Genomic DNA, 12,758 nt, shown 5'->3' with positions numbered 1-12,758 from the left:
CACGCCCTGCGGCCGACGGACCGTCCGGACTCGCCATCCCTGGCTCGTGCCGTCCTCTCGCCGACGTCCTGTCGGCTCATCCTGGCCTCCGGTTGCTCCTCAGCGCGCCGGATGCCTCTCCCACCCCCCCGGCTTTGATATCTTCGTTTCTCCTGAATGGAACGTTGTCTGTTTGCACCGAAGCCAAAGACATTCTTTGAAACTCACCGCAGTAAAGTTCTTAACAGTAGAAGAAGAGATAACAGCGGGGAGGGAGGCCGTCTGAGCCGCTGAGCGGATGAGGGATTTCAGGACGAGCGACAGGGATGTCGCGAAGAGGCAGGGTCGCGCCAGGGATGGCGCGTCCTGCCGGTCCGTGAGAAATCCTGAAGAAGCGAAGGGACCGCGAAGCGGCGGTGAGGCAGGCCGGAGCGCGGGGTCAAGGGGGCGCGGCGACTGGCGCCCCCTTGTCGGTCGCCTGCAGAGGCGAAGCTGAAACTGCCGGATTCACCCGGCGAACGAAACCCTCTCAGACTCCGCCCGCGCAGCAAATCCCAGCAGCCCAGCCACCAGCCGAACGAAATCTTCTCAGACTCCGCTCGCGCAGCAAACCCCACCAGCCTCAGGCAACCCGCCCCCTTACCCGATAGTCATCAGGCTGGCGTTACCACCTGCGGCCGCGGTATTCACACTCAGTGAGCGCTCTATCAACAGACGCTCCAGCAGCAGATTCGTCTCGCCGCGGGCGAAGCCCTGCACCGACACAATCGCGCCGTCACGCGCGGCAATCTGTTCGCACAGGGCGCGCAGCTGATCGGCATCGCCGTGATAGATTACCGCATCAAACTCCGCCGTCAGCGGGTCTCGCGCCAGCGTAATGCGCGCTTTCACCGCGTCCGGCAGCGAGGCACGCAGGGTGCGATGCAGCTCATCATCCTGCCACAGCGCCTTACTGCCGACGCTGGTCACGGCCGCCAGCTGAATCAACGCATCCTGCTCGTTGTCAGCCAGGCAGAGCACCTGATCGCGTGGCAACAGCGAGAAGGTATTGCGCTCACCCGTCGGGCCGGGCAGCAGCCGCACCACACCGGCCTGAGCCAGCTGGTCATAGCGATCACAGAGTTCAGCCAGCGCCGGTTTATCTTTGGCCCAGCTGCTGAGTGCCTGATGCGGAGCCAGCAGAGCGTGACGCAGCGTGCTGTCAGCCGGGCGCTCCGCATCCTGACGATCGAAGGTCAGACGCAGCGCGCCATCCGGACGATGTGCCAGCAGGCGGTAGAGATAGAGCGGACCGCCCGCTTTCGGACCGGTACCGGATAAGCCTTCACCCCCAAACGGCTGCACGCCAACAACGGCGCCCACCATGTTGCGGTTAACGTAGAGGTTACCGACCCGGGCGCTCGCCGTGACCTGCGCAATGGTCTCATCGATACGGGTATGGACACCCAGCGTCAGGCCGTAACCGGAAGCGTTAATCTGCTCAACCAGCTGCGGCAGCGTGTTGCGGGTGAAGCGCACCACGTGCAGCACCGGTCCGAAAATCTCTTTATCCAGGTCGCTGACCTGATCCAGCTCAATCAGCGTGGGTTTGACAAAGGTGCCGCTGTTCCACTCTTTGCTGTCCTGCGGATTATCCTGCACCGCCTGATAGACCGTGAAGCCCTTGTTACGCATCGCCTGAATATGGCGGTCGATATTGGCTTTGGCTTCGGCGTCAATGACCGGGCCGATATCGGTGGAGAAGCGCTCCGGGTTACCCATGCGGCACTCTGCCATCGCACCGCGCAGCATCTTCAGCGTATGGTCGGCGACATCCTCCTGGATACAGAGCAGACGCAGGGCGGAGCAGCGCTGTCCGGCGCTGTCGAACGCCGAGGCAACGATATCAACCACCACCTGCTCGGTCAGCGCGGAGGAGTCAACGATCATCGCATTCATCCCGCCAGTTTCCGCGACCAGCGGCACAGGGCGGCCGTGCTGGTCAAGACGACCAGCGAGATTACGCTGCAGCAGGGTTGCCACGGCAGTGGAGCCGGTAAACATCACACCGCGCACCCGGTTGTCGCCGGTCAGCTGTGCGCCAACGGTTTCACCCTGGCCTGGCAGCAGCTGCAGCACGCCTGGTGGTACGCCCGCATCCAGCAGGATCTGCACCGCCTGCGCGGCAATCAGCGGCGTCTGCTCGGCAGGTTTGGCCAGCACGCTGTTGCCTGCTGCCAGTGCCGCCGCAATCTGACCGGTGAAGATCGCCAGCGGGAAGTTCCACGGACTGATGCAGACCACCGGGCCCAGCGGGCGATGGGTTTCATTGTCGAAATCGTCGCGCACCATGCCGGCGTAGTAATAGAGGAAATCGACCGCTTCGCGCACTTCCGCGATGGCGTTGTTGTAGGTCTTGCCCGCTTCACGCACCAGAATGCCCATCAGCTTCTGCATCTGGCCTTCCATGATCTGCGCCGCGCGCTCCAGAATCGCGGCACGCTCCTGCGGCGGGGTGGCAAACCAGATTGGCCCGCTGTTCACGGCGGCATCCAGCGCCACAGACACTTCCTGCTCTGTCGCTTCACGCACCTGACCCACGCGATCGCCAGGCACGGCCGGGTTCAGCACGTCGTGCAGCTCACCGGTGCCCGCTTCGCCATCGATCATCGGTTCGGCCAGGTAAGGGTGGGCGGCGCTGCTCAGCAGGGCGCTGGAGAGTGAGGCGAGGCGGTGTTCGTTGGCCATATCCAGACCCGCAGAGTTGACGCGGTTATCGCCATAGAGGTCACGCGGCAGCGGGATCTTCGGATGCGGCAGGCCGATCGCGCCTTCGCTGGCCCCGAGTTTCTCAACGGCGAGCACCGGATCGGCAACCAGCTCGTCAATCGGCAGCGAGGTATCCGCGATGCGGTTAACAAAGGAGGTGTTGGCTCCGTTCTCCAGCAGACGACGCACCAGATAAGCCAGCAGGGTTTCATGCGTCCCCACCGGCGCATAGATGCGGCAGGGGCGATTCAGCTTCCCGTCCGCCACTTTGCCGACCACCTGCTCATAGAGGGGTTCACCCATGCCGTGCAGACACTGGAACTCATACTGTCCCGGATAGTAGTTGTTGCCCGCCAGCTGATAGATGGCGGCCAGGGTATGGGCATTGTGCGTGGCGAACTGCGGATAGATCAGGTTCGGCACGGAGAGCAGTTTACGAGCGCAGGCCAGATAGGAGATATCGGTGTAGACCTTGCGGGTGTAAACCGGATAGCCTTCCAGACCTTCCATCTGCGCGCGTTTGATTTCGCTATCCCAGTAAGCGCCTTTCACCAGACGGATCATCAGGCGGCGGCGACTGCGCTGAGCCAGGTCGATCAGCTCATCGATGACAAACGGGCAGCGTTTCATATACGCCTGGATGACGAAGCCGATTCCGTTCCAGCCTTCCAGCTCCGGCTCGAAACAGAGTTTCTCCAGCATATCCAGCGACAGTTCCAGCCGGTCAGCTTCTTCGGCGTCGATGTTGATGCCGATGTCATAGGAGCGCGCCAGCAGCGTCAGCGATTTCAGCAGCGGATAGAGCTCTTCCATCACCCGCTCATACTGCGCGCGGCTGTAACGGGGATGAAGGGCTGACAGTTTGATGGAGATGCCCGGGCCTTCATAGATGCCCCGGCCATTGGAGGCTTTACCAATCGCATGGATCGCCTGCTGATAGGAGAGCAGGTAGGCTTTGGCATCGCCTGCGGTCAGTGCCGCTTCGCCCAGCATGTCATAGGAGTAGCGGAAGCCTTTCTCTTCCAGCTTGCGGGCGTTCGCCAGGGCTTCGGCGATGGTTTCACCGGTCACGAACTGCTCGCCCATCAGTCGCATCGCCATATCCACACCTTTGCGGATCAGCGGCTCGCCACTCTTGCCGATAATGCGGTTCAGAGAGCGTGACAGGTTCGCTTCATTGTGGGTTGAGACCAGGCGGCCGGTAAACAGCAGACCCCAGGTCGCCGCGTTGACAAACAGGGACGGGCTGCGTCCCAGGTGTGACTGCCAGTTCCCGTTACTGATTTTGTCGCGGATCAGCGCATCGCGGGTTGGCTTGTCGGGAATACGCAGCAGTGCTTCGGCAAGGCACATCAGCGCCACGCCTTCGTGAGACGATAATGAGAACTCCTGCAGCAGGCTTTGCACCATACCGGCGCGTCCGGTTGCACCTTTTTGGTGCCGCAGCTTGTCGGCAAGCTGATAAGCGAGCTGATGGGTTTTCTCTGCCAGCGGCGCCGGCAGGCGTGCCTGCTCCAGCAGCATCGGCACCGCATCCGTCTCCGGACGACGCCAGGCGGCGGTCACGGCGGAACGGGTCACGGACTGCGGTAAAATCTGCTCTGCGAAGTCAAGGAACGGCTGATGCAGCTCCTCTGGCTGGATGTCGTCAGACTCGGCGGCGGCCTGTGCAGTGAGAGGGATCTCAGGCACGGCATCCCCGGTTTCCAGCTGGCCCAGGTAGTTAAAAATCGCCTGTTTGATCAGCCAGTGTGGCGTGCGGTCGATGCGCTGCGCAGCCAGTTTGATGCGCTCACGTGTCGCGTCATCCAGTTTTACACCCATGGTGGTTGTACCCATGACTTCCAGGCTCCTTAATAGTGGTTCGATACGGCGTGGGCTGCACTATCACTTAAGTTGCAACTTTGTGCAACCGTGTTAAATGTGAGCCAGTTAACACCCCTGTGACATCGCCAATTGTTAAATCTGACAATTCGGCACGGATATTGCTGCAAGATCCTCGCCAGGTTGGCAGACCCGATAAAATGCGGGTTTCCGGCAGGTTACACGGTGGTGCAACCGGATAACTGTGAGCGAGTGCAACCTCTGGAGACTTTTTCACAACCGGTTAGTGAAATCACTGTAACGCCTGTGTTAAATCCATTGTGCGCGCCACGCCTTTCCGGCAGGATACCGCGCCGCTGGGAAATGACTGACGCCCTGACGAAAACAATCGGCCCGTCCTGCCCCGTTCCGGCAGGCGGGTAGCTGGCGATTTCTCTGGGATATCAAAAAATAAGTGGAGAGACAGATGAGTGTAAGTACACCAATGCTGGTGACCTTTGTGGTTTATATACTTGGGATGGTGTTAATCGGTTTTGTGGCCTACCGTTCGACCAAAAACTTTGATGACTACATCCTGGGTGGCCGCAGTCTGGGTAGTGTGGTCACCGCACTCTCTGCGGGTGCCTCAGATATGAGTGGCTGGCTGCTGATGGGATTGCCGGGGGCGATCTTCATCTCAGGGATCTCTGAGAGCTGGATTGCGATCGGTCTGACCATCGGTGCCTGGCTGAACTGGAAAATCGTCGCCGGCCGCCTGCGTGTTCAGACCGAACACCACAACAATGCGCTGACGCTGCCAGACTTCTTTACCAGCCGCTTTGAAGATCACAGCAAAATTCTGCGCGTGATTTCGGCCATTGTGATCCTGGTATTCTTCACCATCTACTGCGCCTCTGGCGTGGTTGCCGGTGCGCGTCTGTTTGAAAGCACCTTTGGCATGAGCTATGAGACCGCACTGTGGGCGGGGGCGGCAGCCACCATCCTTTATACGCTGGTGGGGGGATTTCTGGCGGTGAGCTGGACGGATACCGTCCAGGCCAGCCTGATGATTTTCGCCCTGATCCTGACGCCGGTGTTTGTGATTATCGCGGTGGGCGGCTGGTCTGATTCGCTGGCGGTGATTGAGGCGAAAAGCCTGGAAAATCTCGACATGCTGAAAGGGCTGAACTTCGTTGCGGTGATCTCGCTGCTCGGCTGGGGCCTGGGCTACTTCGGCCAGCCGCATATTCTGGCGCGCTTTATGGCGGCGGATTCGCATCGCTCAATCCGCACCGCACGTCGCATCGGCATGGCGTGGATGGTGTTCTGTCTGGCGGGGGCGGTCGCTGTTGGCTTCTTTGGTATCGCCTACTTCCAGAACAACCCGACGCTGGCGACCGGCGTCAACGACAACGCAGAGCGCGTCTTTATCGAACTGGCACGCATCCTGTTTAACCCATGGATTGCCGGTATTCTGCTGTCAGCGATTCTGGCGGCGGTGATGTCAACCCTGAGCTGTCAGCTGCTGGTCTGCTCCAGCGCCCTGACTGAAGATCTCTACAAAGGCTTCCTGCGTAAAAACGCCAGTCAGCAGGAGCTGGTGTGGGTAGGGCGTCTGATGGTGCTGCTGGTGGCGCTGATCGCGATTGCACTGGCGTCTAACCCGGAAAACCGCGTACTGGGTCTTGTCAGCTACGCCTGGGCAGGCTTCGGGGCGGCCTTTGGACCGGTCGTGCTGTTCGGCGTCTGCTGGAAGCGCATGAACCGCAACGGCGCGCTGGCCGGTATGATTGTCGGTGCGCTGACCGTGCTGGTGTGGAAACAGTATGGCTGGCTGGGTCTGTATGAAATCATCCCGGGCTTCATCTTCGCCAGCATCGCGATTGTGCTCTTCAGCCTGATGGGACGTGAACCTTCAGCTGAAGCGCAGCAGCGTTTTGCCGCCGCTGAGGCGGAGTTCCAGACCAAATAAGCAGAGCGTCAGGAGTGAAGGCCCGTCCCGCAGGGGACGGGCCTTTTTGTTACAAAGATAAAAGCCTCAAAAATGCAATTATCTCCATCGGCAACTTGTTTTTTTCGCAGCGATAATGATAATCGGTATCGTTTACACTTTACCTGAATTTACCGTTAATTGACGCTGCTTAACATTCAAGAGGCTGGCAATGTTCGTTCCCTTTCTCATCATGCTGCGCGAAGGACTTGAAGCCGCGCTGATTGTCAGCCTGATCGCCAGCTACCTCAAACGCACCCAGCGCACCCAGTGGTTTCCGGCCATGTGGGCAGGCGTCTTTGTCGCCGCGGCACTCTGCCTGGGGCTGGGTCTGTTTATCAATGCCACCACCGGCGAGTTCCCGCAAAAAGAGCAGGAGCTGTTCGAAGGCATCGTGGCGCTGATCGCCGTCGTCATCCTCACCTCCATGGTGTTCTGGATGCGCAGGGTGGCGCGCAATATCAAAATTGAGCTGGAGCAGGCGGTCGACCAGGCGCTGCAGCGTTCGGGCCGGGGCGGTCTGGCGCTGGTGCTGATGGTCTTTCTTGCCGTGGCACGGGAAGGTCTGGAGTCGGTCTTCTTCCTGCTGGCCGCTTTTACGCAGGATGTCGGTTATGCGCCGCCGATTGGCGCGGTGCTGGGGCTGGCGACGGCGGTGGTGCTGGGCATGCTGCTCTACTGGGGCGGTATCCGCCTGAACATGGCGCACTTCTTCCGCTGGACCAGCGTCTTTATTCTGTTTGTGGCGGCCGGTCTGGCCGCAGGGGCGATTCGCGCCTTCCACGAGGCGGGTCTGTGGAATCACTATCAGGATGTGGCCTTCGATCTCAGCAATACCTTATCGACCCATTCGCTGTTTGGCACCCTGCTGGAAGGCGTGCTGGGTTATCAGGAGGCCCCCAGCGTCAGTGAAGTGACCCTTTACTTCGTCTACCTGATCCCGGCCCTGATTCTGTTTTTTATGCCTGCGCGTCCTGCTGCGTCGGCCACTGTGTAATACGACCTTTAACGGGCGCATCTTACGCCCGCAACGTGATAGGGAAAAAGAGATGACAATGCGTTTCCGCCGCAAGGCACTGCTGTTTCCTCTGCTGGCGATTTCTGCTTCTGCGGCGGCAGCCGTTCCTCAGGTTACCGTAAGCGTCAACGACAGGCAGTGTGAGCCGATGAGCTTAACGGTGAAGGCCGGTAAAACTCAGTTTCTGATTAAAAATAACAGCCAGAAAGCGCTGGAGTGGGAGATCCTGAAAGGTGTGCTGGTGGTGGAAGAGCGTGAAAACATTGCGCCGGGCTTCAGCCAGAAGCTGACCGCTAATCTGGAGGCCGGGGAATATGAGATGACCTGCGGTCTGCTGAGCAATCCAAAGGGCAAACTGATTGTGCAGGCGGGGGAGAGCGCGACGCCCGGCGCAACCTCCGCGCGGATGCAGCTGGAAGGCCCGATCACGCAATATAAAGCCTGGGTGACGGAGCAGGTGAATCAGCTGGTGAGCCAGACGCAGGCCTTCACCGATGCGGTCAAAGCCGGGGATGTCGAGAAAGCCAAAGCGCTGTTTGCCCCGACCCGCCAGTATTACGAGCGCATTGAGCCGATTGCTGAACTCTTCTCCGATCTCGATGGCAGCATTGATGCCCGTGAAGATGACTATGAAAAGAAAGCGGAGGATCCTAAGTTCACCGGTTTCCACCGTCTGGAGAAAGCGCTGTTTGCGGAGAACAGCACTAAAGGGATGACGGGCTATGCCGACCAGCTCAACAAAGATGTGAAAGATTTGCAGGTGCGCATCAGTGAACTGGCCTTCCCGCCGGCCAAAGTGGTGGGCGGCGCGGCCGGTCTGATTGAAGAGGTTGCCTCCAGCAAGATCTCCGGCGAAGAAGATCGCTACAGCCGTACCGACCTGTGGGACTTCCAGGCGAATATTGATGGAGCTCAGAAAATCGTTGAGCTGCTGCGCCCGCTGGTCAGCAAAGCCAATCCGCAGCTGCTGGCGAAGGTCGATGCCAACTTCAAAAAAGTGGATGCGATCCTGAGCAAATACCGCACGAAAACCGGTTTCGAATCGTATGAGAAACTGAGTACGGCTGACCGCAATGCGCTGAAAGGGCCGGTCACCGCCCTGGCGGAAGATCTTTCCTTACTTCGTGGCACGCTGGGTCTGGATTAATCATGAGTCGTAAGCCAGAGGACGCGCAGCAGCCTGCGCGTCGTCGTTTATTAAAAGGGCTGGGCCTGCTGGGGGGCGCCGCTGCCTTCTCCGGCGGTTGCCCGTTTCATGCCGCCGCCGCCGACACGTTTTCACCGGGTACAGTGACGCCTCAGGCGCGGCAGCAAAAGCAGCCGTTTTATGGTCAGCATCAGGCGGGCATTATCACGCCACAACAGGCATCGATGATGCTGGTGGCGTTTGACCTGCTCAGCAGTGATAAAGCCGATCTGGAGCGGCTCTTCCGGCTGCTGACCCAGCGCATCGCCTTTCTTACCGCGGGCGGGCCGGCACCGGTCGTCACCAACCCGCAGCTGCCGCCAATGGATTCGGGCATTCTCGGCCCGACGATCGCGCCGGATAATCTCACCATCACCGTGTCGGTCGGCAGCAGCCTGTTCGATGAGCGTTTTGGTCTGGCCCCGCATAAGCCGAAAAAACTGCAGCCGATGACGCGCTTCCCTAACGATTCGCTGGATGCTGCTCAGTGTCATGGCGATCTGCTGCTGCAGATCTGCGCCAACACCCAGGATACGGTGATCCATGCCCTGCGCGATATCATCAAGCACACCCCCGACCTGCTTGGGGTTCGCTGGCGACGGGAAGGCTTTATCTCTGACCACGCGGCACGCAGTCAGGGGCAGGAGACGCCGATTAACCTGCTGGGCTTTAAGGATGGCACCGCGAATCCGGATACGCACGACGCTGCCCTGATGAATCAGCTGCTGTGGGTGACGGCGGATCAGGATGAACCGGTCTGGGCGCGTCATGGCAGCTATCAGGCGGTGCGGCTGATTCGCTTTCACGTGGAGATGTGGGATCGCACCCCGCTGGGCGAGCAGCAGACCATCTTTGGTCGCGATAAGCTGAGTGGAGCTCCGCTGGGGATGCAGCATGAGCATGATGTTCCTGACTATGCCCGCGATCCGGACGGGCAGGTGATTGCGCTGGATGCGCATATTCGCCTTGCTAACCCCCGCACGCCAGAGACGGCCAGCAGTCTGATGCTGCGCCGCGGCTACAGTTACTCCGCCGGGATCTCGGCGTCAGGGCAGCTGGAGATGGGCCTGCTCTTTGTCTGCTATCAGCACGATCTGGAGCGCGGATTTCTGACGGTGCAGGGGCGACTGAACGGCGAGGCGCTGGAAGAATATATCCGGCCCTTTGGCGGCGGTTATTTCTTTGCGTTGCCGGGTGTCCCGGACGCCAGCCATTATTTAGCGCAATCCCTGCTGGAAGCCTGATTAAATTTTAACCACTGCGGGCGGCCCGCTTTCTGGCCGTCCGACTTTTCTTTCCCGTAACCTGACTGACTGAGTTTTAACTGAGAATCAGCCGGGGCTTCGCCGAATTAAAATAATCTAACTGACTGAAATAGCTGATTTTTACACGCAGTGGTAAAATAAAGGCTTACCCGCGAATAGCAATTCCTTTGCCAGCAGTTAAAATTACTGTTGCAAAGGTTCAGCAAAATGATGCACTTTATTAAACAGGCGTAATCGGACGTGTCGATGTATCACACTGGAGTTCGCGCATGGGTCGAGTCTTTTATGGAAAGTCATTGTCAGTAAATAGATTGCGCCTGACCGCGAGGGCCATTCTGCCTCGTTATTTCTTCCTTCCTTCAACCAACTCTTTTGTCTTACCGTTTCCTTTTTTATCCGGTGTTCAGCCACGCTTCTGCGCTGCTGCATACCCACTATCCTGTCCTGTCATGGCTTAAAAGGAAGCCAACTGAAACCTCTAAAGCGTTCACGTAATCGTAACGGGCCACCGGCCTGACACGGGAAATGAAACCAACTGAAAGGTGCCACTATGGGAAGACAGAAAGCAGTGATCAAAGCGCGTCGTGAAGCGAGAAGAGTGCTTCGCAATGACTCACGGAGTCATCGTCAGCGCGAAGAAGAGTCGGTCACTTCGCTGGTGCATATGGGCGGACTGGATTCGATTGGCATGGCACGCGATGCGCGCGACCGGCTGCCGATTGAAGCCCGGAATGAGGCTCAGGCGCACTATCTTAATGCCATAGAGACGAAGCAGCTGATCTTCGCAACCGGTGAAGCCGGATGCGGTAAAACCTGGATCAGCGCCGCGAAAGCGGCTGAGGCCCTGATTCATAAGGATATCGACAGGATTATCGTTACGCGCCCGGTACTGCAGGCAGATGAGGATTTGGGCTTCCTGCCCGGCGATATTTCTGAGAAATTCGCCCCTTATTTCCGTCCGGTTTATGACATTCTGGTTAAACGTCTTGGCGCATCCTTTATGCAATATTGTCTGCGTCCGGAAATTGCCAAAGTTGAGATTGCGCCTTTCGCCTATATGCGAGGCCGCACTTTTGAAAATGCTGTGGTGATTCTGGACGAGGCGCAGAACGTGACCGCCGCGCAGATGAAAATGTTCCTGACCCGACTGGGCGAAAACGTCACGGTCATTGTTAACGGCGATATTACCCAGTGCGACTTGCCCGCTGGGGTGCCTTCTGGTCTCGCAGACGCGCTGGCGCGGTTTGAAGAGGACGAGATGGTTGGCATTGTGCGCTTTGGCAAAGAGGATTGTGTGCGTTCAGCGCTGTGTCAGCGCACCCTGCACGCGTACAGCTAGTGTTCGATTGAGTAGAAGTGTAGCGCCCAAACCCGGCTCCGGCCGGGTTTTCTTATTGTGGAGGGCAGGCTCCGCTGTCCATCGGGCTGCGCCCGCTGTCGCACCCCGGCGGGGCTTCTCACCCCCTCTCCATGCAATATGCAAAAAAAAGCCTGAACTTTCGTTCAGGCTCTTCTTCGGAATGTGGCGGTGAGAGGGGGATTGATTCGCTTCGCTCACCCTGCGGGCAGCGTCGCAGGCTCCGCTGTCCATCGGGCTGCGCCCGCTGTCGCACCCCGGCGGGGCTTCTCACCCCCTCTCCGTGCAATATGCAAAAAAAAAGCCTGAACTTTCGTTCAGGCTCTTCTTCAGAATGTGGCGGTGAGAGGGGGATTGATTCGCTGCGCTCACCCTGCGGGCAGCGTCGCAGGCTCCGCTGTCCATCGGGCTGCGCCCGCTGTCGAACCCCGGCGGGGCTTCTCACCCCCTCTCCGTGCAATATGCAAAAAAAAGCCTGAACTTTCGTTCAGGCTCTTCTTCAGAATGTGGCGGTGAGAGGGGGATTCGAACCCCCGATACGTTGCCGTATACACACTTTCCAGGCGTGCTCCTTCAGCCACTCGGACACCTCACCACATTTGTTTCGCTGACCGCGCTGGGTCAACGGGGCGGTACTATAGGGAGTCGGCTGAAAACGGTCAAGCACTATTTTTTTCTTTTGATCTATTCGCTTAAGCTCTGAACGAATTGATTTATTCCGGCCTGAAACTGGCCATTTCTCCGCCTGATTTCCCGTCCTGTCCGCGCAGTGGGACAGAGCAGGGCAGCGGGCAGGACGACATCCTGAGCAACGTCTCAAACCGGATGCCGTCCCGCGGATAGCTGAAATCAGCTCTTCACACGGTTAGCGAAGCTTTTGCGCAGCTTCTGCAGCTTCGGCGGGATGACCGCCATGCAGTAGCCGTTGCGCTGGCCCGCGCCTTCCCAGTAATCCTGATGATAGGCTTCGGCAGGATACCACTCCTTCAGCGGCTCGATGGTCGTCACCACCGGCACATCATGGTCGGCCTGAGCTCGTTCAATGGCGGCACGCGCTTCCGCTTCCTGCTCAGCATTGGCCGGGAAAATGGCAGAGCGATACTGAGTGCCGATATCGTTACCCTGGCGGTTAAGCTGGGTCGGATCGTGCGTCACGAAGCTGATATCCAGCAGGTCGCCAAAACTCACCTGCTCCGGGTCAAACCCAATGCGGATCGCTTCCGCGTGGCCGGTCGCGCCGCTGCAGACCTGCTCATAGGTAGGATTTGGGCGAGCGCCGCCGGTATAACCACTTTCAACCGACTCTACGCCGATCACATCCTTAAAGACCGCTTCGGTACACCAGAAACAGCCACCCGCGATAACTGCGTATTCGATTGCCATAATATTTTACTCCTGTCAGGTCGAAAGAG

The 12,758-nt window shown here is 58.8% G+C and carries 7 protein-coding genes and 1 tRNA gene; 5 read left to right on the top strand and 3 right to left on the bottom strand.

Annotated elements, in window-relative coordinates:
* Positions 1 to 618: 618 nt before the first annotated feature.
* The gene (gene putA / locus FJW00_RS04950; protein ID WP_140923188.1) at positions 619 to 4,566 is read right to left on the bottom strand and encodes a trifunctional transcriptional regulator/proline dehydrogenase/L-glutamate gamma-semialdehyde dehydrogenase; all 3,948 of its coding nucleotides are present in this window, start codon (positions 4,564 to 4,566) and stop codon (positions 619 to 621) included.
* A 451-nt stretch (positions 4,567 to 5,017) separates the two neighbouring features.
* Here putA and putP point away from each other — a divergent pair, with 451 nt between their 5' ends.
* The 5 genes from putP to phoH all read left to right on the top strand — a co-directional run bounded on the left by putP (position 5,018) and on the right by phoH (position 11,328).
* Positions 5,018 to 6,502, top strand: coding sequence for a sodium/proline symporter PutP (gene putP, locus FJW00_RS04945; protein ID WP_140923187.1), 1,485 nt, complete (start codon positions 5,018 to 5,020; stop codon positions 6,500 to 6,502).
* A gap of 190 nt (positions 6,503 to 6,692) precedes the next feature.
* Positions 6,693 to 7,517, top strand: coding sequence for an iron uptake transporter permease EfeU (gene efeU / locus FJW00_RS04940; protein WP_140923186.1), 825 nt, complete (start codon positions 6,693 to 6,695; stop codon positions 7,515 to 7,517).
* A gap of 52 nt (positions 7,518 to 7,569) precedes the next feature.
* Positions 7,570 to 8,685, top strand: a complete 1,116-nt coding sequence (gene efeO / locus FJW00_RS04935; protein ID WP_140923185.1) for an iron uptake system protein EfeO — start codon at positions 7,570 to 7,572, stop codon at positions 8,683 to 8,685.
* Positions 8,686 to 8,687: 2 nt separating this feature from the next.
* Positions 8,688 to 9,968: an iron uptake transporter deferrochelatase/peroxidase subunit gene (gene efeB, locus FJW00_RS04930; RefSeq protein WP_140923184.1), complete on the top strand. Its 1,281-nt coding sequence runs from the start codon at positions 8,688 to 8,690 to the stop codon at positions 9,966 to 9,968.
* Positions 9,969 to 10,539: 571 nt separating this feature from the next.
* The gene (gene phoH, locus FJW00_RS04925; RefSeq protein ID WP_009089645.1) at positions 10,540 to 11,328 is read left to right on the top strand and encodes a phosphate starvation-inducible protein PhoH; all 789 of its coding nucleotides are present in this window, start codon (positions 10,540 to 10,542) and stop codon (positions 11,326 to 11,328) included.
* A 525-nt stretch (positions 11,329 to 11,853) separates the two neighbouring features.
* Here phoH and FJW00_RS04915 read toward each other — a convergent pair.
* Together FJW00_RS04915 and msrA are read right to left on the bottom strand one after the other, a co-directional pair.
* Positions 11,854 to 11,941, bottom strand: a tRNA-Ser gene (locus FJW00_RS04915).
* Between the two features lie 254 nt (positions 11,942 to 12,195).
* Complete coding sequence (gene msrA / locus FJW00_RS04910; protein ID WP_111207736.1) at positions 12,196 to 12,729, bottom strand: peptide-methionine (S)-S-oxide reductase MsrA; 534 nt, start codon at positions 12,727 to 12,729, stop codon at positions 12,196 to 12,198.
* Positions 12,730 to 12,758 lie beyond the last annotated feature (29 nt).

It is taken from the genome of Pantoea anthophila, from assembly GCF_006494375.1.
GTDB classification, from domain to species: domain Bacteria; phylum Pseudomonadota; class Gammaproteobacteria; order Enterobacterales; family Enterobacteriaceae; genus Pantoea; species Pantoea anthophila.
This window is presented reverse-complemented; position numbering and strand designations above follow the sequence as displayed.